Source organism: Commensalibacter melissae, assembly GCF_009734185.1.
Lineage (GTDB): Bacteria > Pseudomonadota > Alphaproteobacteria > Acetobacterales > Acetobacteraceae > Commensalibacter > Commensalibacter melissae.
The window spans coordinates 1757501-1773010 of sequence record NZ_CP046393.1 but is presented as its reverse complement, the minus strand read 5'-3'; the positions used below and the strand labels follow the sequence as shown (position 1 = coordinate 1773010).

At 38.9% G+C, this 15510-nt stretch carries 16 protein-coding genes (1 of these 16 running past the window's edge); 6 read left to right on the top strand and 10 right to left on the bottom strand.

Features of this window, described 5'->3' with window-relative positions; translation table 11 throughout:
- The first annotated feature begins 40 nt into the window (after positions 1–40).
- Both fabF and mltG read left to right on the top strand, forming a co-directional pair.
- Entirely contained in the window at positions 41–1321 is a 1281-nt protein-coding gene (gene fabF / locus GN303_RS07885; RefSeq protein ID WP_110439038.1) for a beta-ketoacyl-ACP synthase II, read from the top strand.
- 34 nt (positions 1322–1355) lie between these two features.
- Entirely contained in the window at positions 1356–2315 is a 960-nt protein-coding gene (gene mltG / locus GN303_RS07880) for an endolytic transglycosylase MltG (RefSeq protein WP_110439037.1), read from the top strand.
- 38 nt (positions 2316–2353) lie between these two features.
- Here mltG and GN303_RS07875 read toward each other — a convergent pair whose 3' ends face one another.
- Positions 2354–3214, bottom strand: coding sequence for a lipid-binding SYLF domain-containing protein (locus GN303_RS07875; protein ID WP_230873108.1), 861 nt, complete (start codon positions 3212–3214; stop codon positions 2354–2356).
- Between the two features lie 70 nt (positions 3215–3284).
- Positions 3285–4073: an inositol monophosphatase family protein gene (locus GN303_RS07870; protein WP_110439035.1), complete on the bottom strand. Its 789-nt coding sequence runs from the start codon at positions 4071–4073 to the stop codon at positions 3285–3287.
- A 166-nt stretch (positions 4074–4239) separates the two neighbouring features.
- Between GN303_RS07870 and GN303_RS07865 the strand changes: the two genes are divergently transcribed.
- Together GN303_RS07865 and GN303_RS07860 are read left to right on the top strand one after the other, a co-directional pair.
- Complete coding sequence (locus GN303_RS07865; RefSeq protein WP_110439034.1) at positions 4240–4536, top strand: putative quinol monooxygenase; 297 nt, start codon at positions 4240–4242, stop codon at positions 4534–4536.
- Positions 4537–4549: 13 nt separating this feature from the next.
- Positions 4550–5440, top strand: coding sequence for a glucosamine inositolphosphorylceramide transferase family protein (locus tag GN303_RS07860; protein WP_110439033.1), 891 nt, complete (start codon positions 4550–4552; stop codon positions 5438–5440).
- 60 nt (positions 5441–5500) lie between these two features.
- On the opposite strand, the gene GN303_RS07855 is transcribed toward GN303_RS07860, so the two are convergent.
- The 5 genes from GN303_RS07855 to GN303_RS07835 all read right to left on the bottom strand — a co-directional run bounded on the left by GN303_RS07855 (position 5501) and on the right by GN303_RS07835 (position 10322).
- Positions 5501–6274 (bottom strand): nucleotidyltransferase family protein, encoded by a 774-nt coding sequence (locus tag GN303_RS07855; RefSeq protein WP_110439032.1) that lies wholly within the window; start codon positions 6272–6274, stop codon positions 5501–5503.
- A 17-nt stretch (positions 6275–6291) separates the two neighbouring features.
- A complete protein-coding gene (locus tag GN303_RS07850; RefSeq protein ID WP_231504023.1) occupies positions 6292–7116 on the bottom strand; it encodes a sterol desaturase family protein in 825 nt (274 codons plus the stop codon).
- Positions 7113–8210, bottom strand: a complete 1098-nt coding sequence (locus GN303_RS07845) for an LptF/LptG family permease (protein ID WP_110439031.1) — start codon at positions 8208–8210, stop codon at positions 7113–7115. The genes GN303_RS07850 and GN303_RS07845 overlap by 4 nt, the downstream gene beginning before the upstream one ends.
- Entirely contained in the window at positions 8210–9367 is a 1158-nt protein-coding gene (locus tag GN303_RS07840) for an LptF/LptG family permease (RefSeq protein ID WP_110439030.1), read from the bottom strand. The genes GN303_RS07845 and GN303_RS07840 overlap by 1 nt, the downstream gene beginning before the upstream one ends.
- Positions 9368–9434: 67 nt before the next feature.
- Positions 9435–10322: a metallophosphoesterase family protein gene (locus GN303_RS07835; RefSeq protein WP_110439029.1), complete on the bottom strand. Its 888-nt coding sequence runs from the start codon at positions 10320–10322 to the stop codon at positions 9435–9437.
- 195 nt (positions 10323–10517) lie between these two features.
- Between GN303_RS07835 and GN303_RS07830 the strand changes: the two genes are divergently transcribed.
- Entirely contained in the window at positions 10518–11492 is a 975-nt protein-coding gene (locus tag GN303_RS07830) for a diacylglycerol/lipid kinase family protein (RefSeq protein ID WP_110439028.1), read from the top strand.
- Between the two features lie 16 nt (positions 11493–11508).
- Positions 11509–12447 (top strand): hypothetical protein, encoded by a 939-nt coding sequence (locus GN303_RS07825; protein WP_110439027.1) that lies wholly within the window; start codon positions 11509–11511, stop codon positions 12445–12447.
- A gap of 5 nt (positions 12448–12452) precedes the next feature.
- On the opposite strand, the gene spt is transcribed toward GN303_RS07825, so the two are convergent.
- From spt to GN303_RS07810, 3 genes are all read right to left on the bottom strand, one after another.
- A complete protein-coding gene (gene spt, locus GN303_RS07820) occupies positions 12453–13652 on the bottom strand; it encodes a serine palmitoyltransferase (protein ID WP_110439026.1) in 1200 nt (399 codons plus the stop codon).
- Positions 13653–13664: 12 nt separating this feature from the next.
- Positions 13665–13907, bottom strand: a complete 243-nt coding sequence (locus GN303_RS07815; RefSeq protein ID WP_110439025.1) for an acyl carrier protein — start codon at positions 13905–13907, stop codon at positions 13665–13667.
- A 158-nt stretch (positions 13908–14065) separates the two neighbouring features.
- Positions 14066–15510, bottom strand: the 3' portion of a protein-coding gene (locus GN303_RS07810) for a fatty acyl-AMP ligase (RefSeq protein WP_110439024.1). Its footprint extends 289 nt past the window's final position; only the last 1445 of its 1734 coding nucleotides appear in the window; its start codon lies off the right edge, out of view — the gene reads right to left on this strand; its stop codon occupies positions 14066–14068.

The window sequence follows — 15510 nt, the reverse complement described above, 5'->3', positions numbered from 1 at the left end:
CTATAACATTATCGATTCATAAAACTTACAGGATAATTTAATGACGAGTACAAGTTCATGGCCACACCGCAGGGTAGTTGTTACTGGAATGGGGATTGTAAGCCCTCTTGGAATTGGTATCGATAATGTTTGGAAAAGACTTGTTGCAAGCGAAAGCGGTATTGACAAAATCAAAAGTTTTGATGCTTCACGTGTTGCTGCACGTATTGCCGGGGAAGTTCCTGAAGGTTCAAAGGGAGAGGGCAGGTTAAACCTGTCTGAATGGATCCCCGTTAAAGATTTAAAGAAAATGGACCGTTTTATTCAATTGGGTTTAGTGGCGGCTATTCAGGCAGTGGAGGATTCTGGCTGGACACCCAAAAATGAAGCGGATCAAATGGCTACCGGTGTCATGATTGGTTCAGGAATTGGTGGGCTGCAAACCATTTATGAAACCTCAATCAAGGTTAATGAAGGTCAGGCTCGAAAAGTTTCTCCGTTCTTTATTCCATCTGCCTTGATTAATTTGGTTTCAGGATATGTTTCCATCAAATATGGCTTTAAAGGGCCTAATCATGCGGTAGTGACAGCCTGTGCAACAGGAGTGCATGCTATTGGAGATGCAAGCCGTTTGATTGCGCTTGGCGATGCTGATGTAATGATTGCCGGAGGAGCGGAAGCGGCTGTATGTGAATTGGGTATTGCAGGGTTCTGTTCTGCCAGAGCATTATCCACGGGGTTCAATGATACACCTACAAAAGCGTCAAGAACCTGGGATAAGGATCGTGACGGATTTGTTATGGGAGAAGGTGCCGGTGTTCTTGTGTTAGAAGAATATGAACATGCGAAAGCCCGTGGCGCAAAAATTTATGGTGAGGTGGCTGGATATGGCATGTCAGGTGATGCGTATCATATCACTGCTCCAGCAGAAGGGCATGAAGGTGCTTATCGTGCAATGGCATCGGCCATTAAGCATTCAGGATTATCATTGGAAGATATCCATTATATTAATGCACATGGTACATCAACCATGGCGGATGATCTTGAACTTGAAGCTGTCGAGCGGTTGTTTGGGGATGCAAGCAAACATTTGGCAATGTCTTCAACAAAAACGGCTATTGGTCATTTATTAGGTGCAGCAGGTGCGGTTGAGGCGATCTTCTCTCTATTATCAATATGTAATAATGAGGTACCTCCCACTTTGAATCTTGATAGTCCATCAAGGGAAAGTGTCATTGATCGTATAGCTCATACTGCCCAGCAAAGAAAAGTTGATGCTGCCCTATCCAATAGTTTCGGTTTCGGTGGCACGAATGCGAGCCTGATTTTTAAAAGAATATGAAAATTTACTAAGATATATCATGGGTTAAATTGTAATGCGTCGATTGTTATATGGGGTCAGTGCATTACTTGTATGCCTGCTTGCTGTATTCTTTTACGGAAAATATACCTATTTTGCTCCCGGTCCTTTGGATAATGCTAAAAATGTGGTTATTGCCAAGGGAAATGTCGCGGCAATATTAAACCAACTTCAGAAAGAAAAGGTTGTCACTCAATCCTATTGGGGCGGTTTTATTTTTCGTAGTGGCATAAAGCTGACAGATAAGGCCGGGACGTTACACGCGGCTGAGTTTTCTTTTCCGAAGCAGGCATCGATTCAACAGGTTATCGATATCTTGCGGTATGCAAAACCTGTACAGCATAAATTAACCATTCCAGAAGGGCTGACAGCCTATCAGATTACGAATTTGGTTAATGATGCCCCCTATATGACAGGACAGATACAGCCACCAGAAGAGGGAACGGTATTGCCCCAGACCTATGCCTATGAATGGGGTATGTCTCGTGAAAAGATGATATTCCGTATGCAACAGGCAATGCAGAAAAAACTGCAAAAAATCTGGGGTGAACGACAGGTTCTTGCTGAGATAAAAACGCAACAGGATTTGGTTACCCTTGCCTCAATTGTTGAGCGGGAAACCGCTTTAAAACGCGAACGTCCCATGGTTGCCCGTGTATTTATCAATCGCCTGCATCTTGGTATGCGATTACAATCAGATCCCACAGTGATTTATGCCCTGACTGATGGAAAAAATGATTTTGATCGCAGGCTAACTCGACAGGATCTGGAAATTGTCAACCCATATAACACTTATTGGACCAGCGCTTTACCGCCTACACCAATATGCTCTCCTGGTGAAGCCGCTATGGAGGCTGTTGCACATCCTGCAGAAGGAAAAATATTATATTTTGTTGCAAATGGAACGGGTGGACATAGTTTTTCAACAAGTCTTGCAGAACATAATCACAATGTTGCCGCGGAGAAAAAAAGATAGTTTTTAAAAACTATCTTTTAAAATATAGTATGGTTTTTTTATTTTCTGGATTTTGAAGGGGCGGGCAAATTTTCAGATTTAATATTATGTGATGAGGAACCTTTTTGTGGGGCAAGGTCAATCGCACCTGAATCATCATTGGTATTGGCATCGCCATTATCATCTTCTACATTATGATTTTTGGATGATTTTTTTTCAGGTTGGACATTTTTTGCCATATTTGAATATTTGATCAGGATTTTACGCAGACGGTTTGCCGCTGGATTATTAACGCGCATTGCCATGACAATATCTTCTGGTCCCACAATCTGGTTATAATATTTATGATTGGCACTACTGTTAATTTTTAATTTAGATCCTTTTAGAGATGCTCCGACAAATAATCCTGATGCTTTTTGCAGGTTATAAATATCGGCTGTATCCTTGTTGGCATCGCTACTGGATTTTGCTGCTGTTGCAGAGGCACTGGCTCCCATTGTGAATTGGCTGTCCAACAATTTGCGCAAACTGCGTTCGTTCATGATGAAAAGCATGACTTCTGTATTTTGTACACCAAGCTGTATACCAAAAGAGCCACTTGACATTTTGTAAAAAGCAGGACTGGACCAAGAATTTCTTGCATCCCTAGAAAGAAGCACACAATCTCCCCCGGAGCCTCCAAACACTAGGGAGATATGTGTAATATTTGGGCAAATCATCACTGCCCTGGCGTTTTTTAAACGGGTATAGACACGGCTGGATGTGGGAATATTTGCAAAGACATCCTCAACTGTTAAAAGAGAATGGTCCACAATAGATTGTACTTTGTCAGTTTTGGCCTTGGCATGCTGAAGAGAAAATATTGACAGCATTGAAAAGCAAAACATCGTACCATATTTAAAGATGAAATTATTTTTCATAGGATTAAACAATATAGTTCAGGTTTGACGAAAAAGAAAAGACAGATCGGTAGTTTAACATAAAAGCGATTTATGATAAGGACATATGAAGTGTTTTCGAGAGGATATCCGAAATTCCTGGAGCTGCGGTTAAAATAGGTGTCATTTGATGAAGGCCACCATTTTCCAAGAAAGGTGAAATACAGGCACCAGCTTCTCTAAGTAAAACGAGTGCTGCCGCCACATCCCATAAATTAATGGCCATTTCAAAATGTCCATCCAGTCTACCGCTCGCAACATCGACGAGGGACATGGTGCCTGAACCCAAAGTGCGAATCATTGCGCCAGTTTTTAAGATAGCTTCTGCATTTTTTAGAAATTCATCGATTTTACTGACGTGACTCCAGCCCAGTTCAATCATGGATATTTTTGGATCTTTAACATCGGAAACATGAATGGGCTTTTCATTCATGAATGCCCCTTTTCCTAGACGGGCAGTATAGAATTCGTTTACGCATGGAGCTGCAATAATACCGAGAGTGGGAACATTTTCTTCCATAAGTCCAAGAGAAATACACCACCGATTTCTGCCACGTGCATAGTTTGATGTTCCATCGATAGGGTCGACAATCCATCTTAACGACCCTGAACGTGTTTTCCCCTTTTCCTCTCCTTGAAAACCATCTTCGGGAAAGAGGGATTGAATTGCTTTTGAAATATAGGTTTCGATCTTGCCATCTGTTTCGGTCAACCAGTCTTGGGCATGTTTAAGGGATCCTTGGGGTCCCCCTGGACTGGGCCGCATTTGTAAGGCAATTTCAGATGCATTTTTGACAATTTCTTGTGCAGCTATAAAACGACGTGAAAGTGCGTCACTCATAATTGGTCTTAACCTTAAATGATTGAATGAATTTAAATCATATGATTATAGTGAATTTTATCAGAAATATTTAATTTTTTATAGAATCAGATTGTTTACTATTTTAAGATAAAAATTTGATAAAGATGAAACGTATTATTTTTATTTAAAAAATAAGGAACGAATTATGTCTCAGGAAGTTAATTTGGTTGCTATACTGGAAATTGATGAAGGGGCCTGGTCAAAAATTTCAGATGCTGTGAATGTGTGTGTTTCTCGTTCAAGAGAGGAAAAAGGAAATCATAGCTATACAGCCTATTTTCAAAGTGACAAGCCTAATAAAATTGTTTTTATTGAATGTTGGGCAAATCAACAGGCTTTGGATGCGCATTGCGAAACGGAACATTTCCAGAATCTGATGCGCGTGGTAAAACCTTTTGCTGTGAAGCCCCTTGAATTACTGAATTTAATACCCGCAAAATAAATTTGTATTTCTGATGTCGATTTTTGAAACGGATATATGGCGCATTGGTATTGTCAAGGCACCGGTTGAGGATGTGATAGCTTGTGATATTTGCGATATTCATTGGATAAAAGAGGAGGATACGTTCAAATTTCTTGCTGATCCTTTTGGCCTCTATAGAGATAATAAACTATATGTTTTTGCGGAAGCATATGATTACAGAGATCGTCATGGCCGTATAGAGGTATTAATTCTTGATCAACAGCTTTCACTTATTGATCGAAAAATTGTATTGGAGAAACCCTGGCATCTATCCTATCCAATGTTAATTGAGGATCAGGGGTTGGTTTACATGCTGCCAGAGGCATACAAATCAGGTGAAACCAGTTTATATAAAGCAGTTGAGTTTCCATTTCATTGGGAGAAGGTATCCTCTTTTTCTTTTCCTGAAGTGGCCATTGATCCGACTGTATTATTTTATAATGATTTATGGTGGATGTTTTATACTCCTGTAAGGGAAGGGTTAAGTCGGCAAAGCGTTTTATCTGTTGCCTGGTCGGAAAGTCTCGCAGGAACATGGCATTCTCATTCACTTAATCCCGTAAGGATTTCCCCCTCAAGTGCACGTCCTGGTGGTAATGCAGTCATTACATCTCAGGGTATTATTTTACCGACACAGGATTGTAGCCTGACGTATGGAGGGGGACTAACATTTTTAAACATTATTGAATTAACCCCTGATCAATTTGAAGCAAGAATTACAGGTCAGTTCAATAAAGGTTCAATATTTGGCGAATATAATCAAGGGGTGCATACATTAAGTAAGGCTGGCCCCTATAGTCTGATAGATGGCAAAAAAATACTTAGACAGCCTGTGAGGCGTTTCTTGATTGACAGGCGATATCAAATACATGGAACATTTTAAAAAGCTTGGAATATTTATTGATTTTTTGATTTTAAACCAATGAAATGTGTAAGAATTGATTTAATTTGATCGGTTAGACATCAAATTATTAACCAAGTGGAGATCATCAGGTTTATCCACATCCACGGCAGCCTGCCCCCAGGGTATAATTACAAAATGGATCTTAACCTTGGTTAATTTGAAAATTCTTTTTTTAAGTGCTTTTCTAGTCAAGCGATGCAGGATATATCGCAAGATTATCGAATATCCCAATAGCAAGCCCATTTTTAGTGGATTTTTGCGATAACTTTCCAATTTTTGCCAAAGTTTTGCAACTTGAATGGACCTTGGTGTTCGAAACATAAAAATATTGCAACCAGAAAAAGAACCGTCAGCCAATTTGATGTAAGTTCTTTTTGTGTTTGGAACATCTTTTTCAATCTGTTCCTTTAGCGCGATACCAACAGCAAGGTCACATTGTGAGGCCTCCGCTTCCTGTATGAAATATTCCACCCATTCCGATTGAAGTAAGGGGTTATCAGCGGTTGTTATTAATAGGGGGGTTCCCAATGCTTGAATGGCTTGGATGATGCTTGCACTTGGACCAGGACAGGTGGGAAGATACTTAATAAAGTTGGGTAGAATATCCCTAACAACCTCGAACTTTTCAATTGAAACAGCAATTTTATTAATGGATTCTATTTTTGCAAGGGTTTCGGTAACATATTCGATCATTGGTTTTCCCAATACGGGAATAATCGCCTTGTGCGAAACGTGAGCATGCAAAGCCAAAGGATCTTGTTTCCCTTGCCTTGACCCGGCCAGAATTAAAGCATTGATGGGTTCACGTTCCATAATGGCCCCAATTCCTTTTAGGCTGCTTTTTGAGTGTGTTGGGTGCAATCTTTTTTATGCTCCCGAAAATTAGATCCTGCGGGACGATCACGTGGAGGAGCCCCGGTTTTTAGCATAACCCAAGGATAATGTTCAGCTTCTTTCACAGTATATCCCATGTTAAATACAGTTGGGCTCCGTGGGCGTGCCTTGGCATCTTCATAATAGGTACCGAAGATTTTATCCCAAAAATAGTTGGTAATACCAAAGTTTCCCTTTTCATAATGAAAGTGGTGTAAAACATGAACCTGTTTAATATGACTTACATACCTTGATTTTGGTTTATAATTTAAATGTTGAATGCAATGAAAAAATTCATAAAAACATGACATGTACACAGCTGTACCAATAGAGGCAAAGAAACCGCAAAATCCACCAACTAAATATCCCAAGCCGCCCCCAATGATAATGATGGTTGGTATGGTATTCAAGGGTGATCCAAATAATACATTTAAAAGATGGGGATCCTGATGATGATCAAAGTGAATGCGTTTCCATAGTGAAGCCGACCATTTCATTCTGTATAGTAACGAAACATGCATGATCCAGCGATGGATAATATACCAGATTAATGGAAAACCAAATATCATGACGATAATTGAACTTAAAACAGGAACCCATCCATTGAACGTGTAGCAGACGGCGACAATACATCCAATAATAAGGCTGAAATATAATAGGATGGTTGGATGCGTCAAATAGGCCACCCATAATTGTTTTAGTCCCATTTTACCTAAATCGTAACTACGTCCGGAACGTAGGTCTTGATTGCGCATAATTTGAAAGATAGATTGGTTGCTCATTGTTTTTCTTCAACTGATAGAATGATAGTGCATGTAGCTAACATAAAGACAAGGAAGGCAGAAAGTGAAGCCACTGGGGCGGGTATGGTTCCTGCTTTCCCCAAAGCATGCAGGACTTCTTGGAATATAATAAATAACAATCCATATCCCAAACAATAGATGGGGATCCAGCTACGTAACCCAGCACGTGGCGGGATGTAGGTTACAAGTACAGTAATAATTAGCATCATGATAAAAGTAAAGGGTAAACACAATCTTCCCCAAATTGTTGTTTTTATATAATTCGTAGGCATTTTGAAAGGTTGTTGATATGATAATTCTAGAACCATATTATGGATGGATTGTGGCATTGATTTTGAAGATAGTCTTATAAGGGTATGTGGTGTCAGGTTAATATTCCATATTCTTTCTTTTTCATTTGTTAATTCATGAAATTTTAATGGAATATCCGGTTTGTTTTGCAGGAATTTTGCATGAGAGAAAATCCATTGGTGATTTTTGTGAATGACTTCATCAGCAATAAGCACCGAGTCAATATGAGATAAATCACGACGCTTGATAATCGTTAGCCCTGTAATTTTATTTCCTCCATAGGCAATATGATCAATATTGATGATATCAAGATTGCTGTAAAAATAGAAATTATTTTCTTTTTCGGGATGCGGGTTGGTTTTGTTCCACCATGTTGCCAGATCCAGTTCCGTTTTGGGTGTAATTTGGTCAGACATAATAAAACATAGAAAACTTAGCAATAGCGTAACAGGTATTAATTTTTTTATCAGTCCCCATGTCGATAAGCCTATGGATCGTAGAATGGTTATTTCATTGTTGATTGTCAATTGAGTGAGGGCGATCAAGAAACCGATAAGGGTACTTAAGGGTAAAACAGAATTAAAAAGTAAAGGTAATTTCAGCATCATGAAATGAACAACCCCTTTTAGCCCAAGTTGTCGTTCCAAAATGGTAGAGGTTTGTTCCAATAGGGTTAAAACCTCCATGATTGCTGTTAAAATAATGACAGTAGTAAAAGTCGTTGCTAACAAGCGACTGGATAAATAAAAGGTTAACACATAACGTTTCAATAATTTTTTCATTATTTATCCGAAGACTTTGAAAAGTGTCTTAACAAATTGCGAGAGGTAAAGAGAAAGGGATTGTTTTTTAAGAATAGACAGCCAAAGCAAAAAAACAAGAATATAAAAAATGGTAGCCATAAAGCGACAAACGCATTGTCATGTCCGTGTGAAACAAGGGTTAAACCCAGTTGTTGAATATGATCATAGGCAACAAGAATGATTGCCGCGATTCCAAGACCTAAATTTCTTTTACGACGTTTTGGTGTAATGGCTAAGGCAACAGCAAGAAAAGGAATGGCAATAATTGATAAGGCGCGGACTAAACGAAAATGAAATTCAGCCTTTATATCTAAAATTGGAATGTCTTGATAGGTATGGTGCTGAATTTGTTCGTAGAGATTTGTCAGGGTTAGTTCGCGTTCATCGCTGCCTCTTTCCCTAAAAATGTTTTTCTTGTTTGTGTTTTGTATTATTCGTGAAGCATTGGAAAAATCTGTTATATTATTGTTGTTATTTGGATTTAATGTAAGATTTTGACCATCATAAAGGGTCAGTATTATTTTTGAATGATCGGCCAGTGAATAAAAATTCCCTTTATCTGCCAGAATAATTTGTTCAACCAGTTGTTTTTTATCATTTAATTTTGTTTGTCTTATGAAGATTCCTGAAAGCTGGGTTCCATTTTGGCTAGCTTTGTCAACGATCATAACAGTGTGGTTATTGGGTTGAACAATCATATGGCTTTGAATATGGGGTGCCCATCCAGCATGGGAGGCATAAAAAAAAGCTGCGCGAAAATCATATCGGGCATATGGCTGAATATAACCATATAATATTATACAAAAAAAACTGACGGCAATACCACTTATGATGTAAGACCGTGTACATTGAAAAAGGGATTTTCCAGCATTTAATAATGCATCAATTTCATTATTAAGATTTAACTGACGAATACTTGAAAAAATTGATACGCAAAAGGCTGCCGGAATGGCAAGACCAAGATAATGAGGGATCAGATCAGCCAGTAAGCCAAGAAAAGTACTTAGGGGGCTGCTGTCTGCCGCTAATAGGTCAAGTAAAACAAGCAATCTTTCCAGCATCAAGGCGGCAAGGATAACTCCAAGAGAAATAATAAAACTTGGTAGAGCTTGCGCAAAAAGGTAGGAATCCAACATCTTGATGTGGATCGTTGATAAAAATCTGGTTAAACTCTGATTTTTTAAATGAAATTTCAACAAGGACTTACTGAAAATAGTGATCTATATAAAAGGAGTGGGTTTGAGAAAAATCACCATTTTTGTCTATAAAGCGTACCGTTGAAAATGTATGAAAGTGATCATCCAATTTTTCAATTACGATTTTACGCCAAGCGGCTTGGTGATACGGACGGCTTGAATTGGAAGAGGCCGAAGCAATTCCCAGCATCGGTATATTGGTGTCAAGAAATTTTCGGGTAATGGTACGATGGACATGCCCAAAAAGAATAATTTCGACACCCTCTTCATATAATATTTTTTGCAATTTTTTCCTGTCTTTTAAGGCCTTTCTTTCCGAAACAATTCCTGATACAGGGGGATGGTGCAAAATCACAATCCTGAATAAATTATCTTTTTTAAGTCGTTGGAGTGCATATCTTATTTGATTCAGCTGATAATTTCCAACCTGGCCATTTGCAAAAAAGGGAGGCGTGGGAACGGCTGTATTAATGCCAATGACAGCGATAGAACCATAACGGGTTATGATAGGGTAATCGTCATGATTGTAAGCCTGTGACCAGGGTGACCAAAAAGCGTAGCTATTGTGCCATTGTGTTTTAACAAGCGCATCATGATTCCCTGGGATAATATTTATATTTTTAAAAGGAAGATGATGCAACCAGTCAGCTGCCTGTTTAAATTCCTCAGGCAGAGCCAAGTTGGTAAGATCTCCCGATATCAACAAAAGATCGGGAGATTCTCTGGAAATATCGTCAATGATGATATCAAGTCTCTTTTTTTGCAAAGAAAGGCGTCTTTTTTTCCAGGACAGAAAACTTAAAAATCGTTTATTGACAAGGGATAATTTCGGAAATTGAATGCTTTCCAAGGGAAGATGAATGTCCGAAATATGGGCAATTGTAAAGCGTTTCAAAAGAGACTATCCTTAAATATATTCTATGCTATGTTATGTAACACACTTGAAATCATGATAATATAGTTGATTTTTGCACAATTTTTTTCATAAAAGAAGCAAATGGGAAGGAATGATAACATCAAAACTATAAAAACGTTTATTACTCCTCATATTAAATTAAAACAAGATACTATAGAATGTTAGAAGCAATCCGTGAATCAGAATATTGCCTTAATTAAAAATCCTGTCAGTCGATTAAATCAGAAAGAGGATAAGGAATTTACAGATTTTGCCTTGAACTGGTTAGGAGAAAATTATTCTACGCCACGAACTGTTGATGATATGATGCAAACGTTAAATCGTTTTGTCGCAACAGGGGTCGATTGTATCATTATAGATGGTGGGGATGGCACGATTAGTCATGTCATGACAGCTATTTATAGCTGTTATCCACATGATAAATTGCCAAGCCTTATTATTCTTCCTTCAGGAAATACAAATTTAATAGCCAAGGATATTGGATTCGGTATTCGGGGAATCAATGCTCTTAAGCGTATCAGGACTTTGGCAGAACGTCAGCGATTGCATTTTACGGTTCAGCATCGTCATGCATTAAAAATTGAATGGTCTGATCCCTCTCGCCCGCCTGTTTTGGGAATGTTTCAAGGTGCAGCGGCATTTACGAAGGCTATTCAGATTGCACACAACCCGACGATTTTAAAAAATTTTCCTCATGATGGTGCTGTGGCAATCACTATTATAACGTCTTTACTAAAATTATTTTTTTCAAAAACACGGGATTTGTGGCTTAACGGTAATGTATGCTCTTTTTTCATTGATGAAAAGAAATCATATCAGGAGAATTGCTTTTTGTTTTTATCGACGACTTTACAGAGCCTATCTCATGGAATGTGGCCGTTTTTTAACCGATATGCAGGGGATGATAGTCTTCATTATTTGAATGTTAAAGCACGTCCTCCACATCTGTTGGCGGCATGTTTCGCCTTATTAAGAGGTAAAACGCCGGAATGGTTATTGAATGATCCTAATTATCTTAGTGGTACCGCCAATAAAATAAAACTGTCAATCAAAGAGGATATTATTCTTGATGGAGAACAATTTGATACAGGCGAGGATCATTGTATCCTTCTTTCGACCGGTCCCAAATTTTCGTTTGTCCGTTTATAGATAATGTCGGCTGTTTATGTCATCATCCTTGTCACAATTATTAGCTACTTCATTTGATCAGCATTCTGTTCCAGAATCTGTTACCGCCTTCGTTAAACAGATCATAGGAGATCGGCAACCCATAGGTGTTATCTATTACGGTTCTTCTTTATGGAAAAAAGAACTGACAGGTTTACTTGATTTTTATGTTGTTTGTCAAAATTTGTCTGATTGGTATTCGGAAGATTGTTTTAAAATTGTGATTAATTATTGTCTACCTCCGAATATTGAATATCATGAATGGAGTGAGGGGAATGTTAATTTAAGGGCCAAAGTTGCGATATTATCAATAGATCAACTTCAAAAAGCTACTGCTTTACAATCCATTGATACAACGATGTGGGCGCGTTTTTGTCAGCCTGTTAAGATTCTTTGGTGGAAGGATGAAAAAGGAAAACAGGCATTGTTGGATTGTCTCATAAAAGCAGTAAATACAGCTATATGGTGGGCCACTTTTTTGGGACCAGAATATGGGACTGCGGAAAAATATTGGTGTTCATTATTCCGTCATACTTATGATGCTGAGCTAAGGGTGGAATCAAATAATCGTCCAATGTTGATTTTGGAAAATAGAGAAGATTACTTTAAGCAACTTTTAAAACTGGGCTGGCAAAAAGCAGGAATATCCTATAACGAGACAAAAAATTATTCTCTATTGCCATCTGTGTCAAAGAATCAACGAGAATATGCTAGAAAACGCTGGAAGATTCGGAAAATATTGGGTCGACCCTTGAATATTTGCCGATTAATTAAGGCCGCTTTCACGTTTGAAGGGGGAGCGCAGTATATTGTGTGGAAAATTAATCGACACCGTGACATTAATCTTGAGTTGACAGCGTTCCAAAAAAAATATCCCCTTATAAATGCACCCTGGATATTATTCAAATTATATCGACAGGGTTTATTCAAACGATAAAGATTTTAATTAAGAGTTAGCCCTACATCTTTAGCCGCCTGAATGTAGATTTGAACTAGTCGGTCAATCTGTTCTTCTGTATGGGCCGCGGCGATACTCGCTCTTAATAAAGGTCTGTTATCTGGTGTAGCGGGAGGCAGGCTAAGATTAATATAAGCCCCCAATTCTAACACCCTGTTCCAGAAATGAGCAGCCTGAGGTAATTCATTCAAGATGACAGAAACAACAGAGCTGATATCTGGACCAGTTTGAAAACCAGCATTCTGTAATGCATGATAAAACCGGGAGGCATTATTCTTTAGTTTATTTCTCAATTCAGGACGGTTAGCGATGATTTTCAAGTTTTCACGTGTTGCGGCGATTACTTCGGGAGGTAAAGAGGCCGTAAACATGTAGGGTCTGGTACAAAGACGTAATTTATCCATTTGTGGATAATCGGAAACACAATATCCTCCAACAGTACCCAAGCTTTTAGAAAAAGTTCCCACGATGAAGTCAACGTCTTGTTCCACGTTTTCACGTTCTGCAATTCCTCGACCATGTTCACCAAAAACACCAAAAGAATGTGCCTCATCAATCATGAGATAAGCATTTTCCTCTTTCTTGACCTGGATAAATTCTTTGAGGGGAACGATATCTCCAAACATGGAGTAAACTCCTTCCACAACAACCAGTTTAATACCGTTTATATTGCCAACTCGGCGTAATCTCTTACGTAAGTCGTCAGCGTCATTGTGTCGGAAACGTATAATTTGTGCCTGACTGAGTCTGCTGCCATCATAAATACTGGCATGACAGTCCGCATCCAAGAAAAGGTAATCATCCTTACCGGCAAGAGTTGATACCATGCCGAGGGTTGCTTGATATCCTGTTGAAAAAACCATGCAGGAACGACGGTTGAAGAACTGAGCCAGCTCTTGTTCGAGTGATTGATGTAAGGAATAAGAGCCATTGGCAATTCTGGATCCCGTTGTTCCAACACCATATTGCATAGCTGTTTCAGCAGCTGCTTTTCGTGCCTCTTCGGATTGACTGAGGCCTAGATAATTGTTTGTTCCAAAAAGAAGTGTTTCTTTCCCGTTGATAGTACCAACTGTTGCAGTAAGTGTTTTTTCGATTGTAACCCCAAACGGATTGTGCGGGGCAAAGGAAATAAGTTGGTTGAAAGCAGTTTCAAGTGGCTTGAATTTTGTAAATATATCCATAGGAGAGGGCTTTTATTTAAGGGAAACGATGGCATCTGCAAGATCACGAATCGTTCTTACGTCTGTCAGGCGATCCAAAGGAACGGATACGTCTAGTTTATCTTCAATTTCCATGACGAAATTCATGACAGCTAGAGAATCGAATTCCAAATCTTCAATAATTTTGCTGTCTGGTGAAATGTTTTTGGGAACTTTTGGGTTTTCTAATAATGTATCAATAATTATTTTTGAAATTTTTTCAACCGTTTCAGTCATAGTGTTACCTTGTTAAATATCAATATTTGAACGATTATGACTGATTGGATGACATTTAACGCAATCAGTCGCATATCCTAAGGAAAGAATTGATTTATTGTAAATAGCTTTTAAATTCTGTTCAAGAGGCCATAAAATTTCATTTCATACCTGAATTTTTAAAAATGAAATCCGAATTCTCCTTTTAAAAGCATTTGTCTTGCTTTTGCCCGTGTCAATTTTCCAGAGGAGGTTTGCGGCAGGCTATGTGGAGGGACTAACAGGACAGATACTTCTACACCATTTTGTCTTCTAAACAGACTGGTCATATCTTCTTGAAGTCTTTTTCTTTCAGACTCATCAATGGCACGGCATTGGACAAGTGCAACGACAGTTTCCTGATTATTCTTATCAACCGAGAATACAGCGACATCGCGGCTTCTTAGCGAGTTAAAAGCATGTTCAGCCGCCCATTCCAGATCCTGGGGCCATATATTTCGCCCATTAATGATAATCAAATCTTTTTCGCGTCCAATTATGACAATTTCGTTATTTAAAATATAACCTAGGTCACCTGTTTTTAACCATCCTTCTTTGTCAAGAACGGCTTCTGTTTCTTTTTCTTTATTGAAATAACCTTTCATAAGGCTTGGGCCTCGCACGTAAATGCTGCCCGCTCTTCTTTCGGGAAGAATATTTCCATTTTCGTCCCGTATTTCAATTTCATGATCAGGAAGTATCGGACCACAAAGAGTAAAAGTTCTGGTTGTAACGCAAGGATCATTGGAAGGTTTTGCTATACCTGTCGTTTCAAGAAGGGGCAAATCAATAGTATCGGTTTTAAGTCCCTCTCCCAAAGGTGCGAATGAAAGGGCTAATGTCGCTTCCGCCATGCCATAGCTTGCGACAAAAGCTTTTGAATTAAAACCATATTTTTGATATTGTTCGGCAAATTGTTTTAAAATATGAGAACGTATCATATCTCCGCCAATACCTGCCGCACGCCAAGAGGATAAATCAAGTTCCAGGGTTGAGGAAGGCATACGGCGTGTACAAAGTTCATACCCAAAAGATGGACTATAAGATAGGGTCCCTTTATTACGACTGATCAGATCCAACCAGACATGTGGACGCCTTGCGAAATCCCTGGTAGGCAAAAGATCAATGGTTAACTGGCATGTCATAGGGGTTAGAAAAAATCCAACCAGCCCCATATCGTGATACAAGGGTAACCATGAAACGCATCGGTCTCCTGTTTCTTTTACTGCCAATCCATAATATGAGATTGCATGAGCATTGGCCAAACAGGCTTTCTGGGTGACAGCAACCCCCATAGGAAAGCGAGTGCTTCCTGAAGAAAATTGAAGATAAGAAAGATCATCAGCCTGAATAACTGGTAATTCTATGGCGCTATTAACTTTTATTTCTTTTAGCTGGGCAGGATTTCCTCCGAACAATAAAGGAAATTTTTCAATAATTTCCCGCGTCCAGCTTTGAATTGTTTGTGGAATAATAACCGCTTTTGCGGAAGAGTTTTCAATCATTCCCCGCAAGGTGTTGATATAAGAAGATTTTCCAGCAAAAGCAACAGGCAGAGGCATTGGGGCGGGAACAATACCTGCAT

Bases quoted from the DNA above. Each gene is read 5' to 3' on its own strand.
- GN303_RS07870 (WP_110439035.1), bottom strand. From the start codon at position 4,073: ATGAGTGACGCACTTTCACGTCGTTTTATAGCTGCACAAGAAATTGTC.
- GN303_RS07855 (WP_110439032.1), bottom strand. From the start codon at position 6,274: ATGGAACGTGAACCCATCAATGCTTTAATTCTGGCCGGGTCAAGGCAA.
- GN303_RS07815 (WP_110439025.1), bottom strand. From the start codon at position 13,907: ATGACTGAAACGGTTGAAAAAATTTCAAAAATAATTATTGATACATTA.
- GN303_RS07845 (WP_110439031.1), bottom strand. From the start codon at position 8,210: ATGAAAAAATTATTGAAACGTTATGTGTTAACCTTTTATTTATCCAGT.
- GN303_RS07875 (WP_230873108.1), bottom strand. From the start codon at position 3,214: ATGAAAAATAATTTCATCTTTAAATATGGTACGATGTTTTGCTTTTCA.
- fabF (WP_110439038.1), top strand. From the start codon at position 41: ATGACGAGTACAAGTTCATGGCCACACCGCAGGGTAGTTGTTACTGGA.
- GN303_RS07840 (WP_110439030.1), bottom strand. From the start codon at position 9,367: ATGTTGGATTCCTACCTTTTTGCGCAAGCTCTACCAAGTTTTATTATT.
- spt (WP_110439026.1), bottom strand. From the start codon at position 13,652: ATGGATATATTTACAAAATTCAAGCCACTTGAAACTGCTTTCAACCAA.
- mltG (WP_110439037.1), top strand. From the start codon at position 1,356: ATGCGTCGATTGTTATATGGGGTCAGTGCATTACTTGTATGCCTGCTT.
- GN303_RS07850 (WP_231504023.1), bottom strand. From the start codon at position 7,116: ATGAGCAACCAATCTATCTTTCAAATTATGCGCAATCAAGACCTACGT.
- GN303_RS07865 (WP_110439034.1), top strand. From the start codon at position 4,240: ATGTCTCAGGAAGTTAATTTGGTTGCTATACTGGAAATTGATGAAGGG.
- GN303_RS07825 (WP_110439027.1), top strand. From the start codon at position 11,509: ATGTCATCATCCTTGTCACAATTATTAGCTACTTCATTTGATCAGCAT.
- GN303_RS07860 (WP_110439033.1), top strand. From the start codon at position 4,550: ATGTCGATTTTTGAAACGGATATATGGCGCATTGGTATTGTCAAGGCA.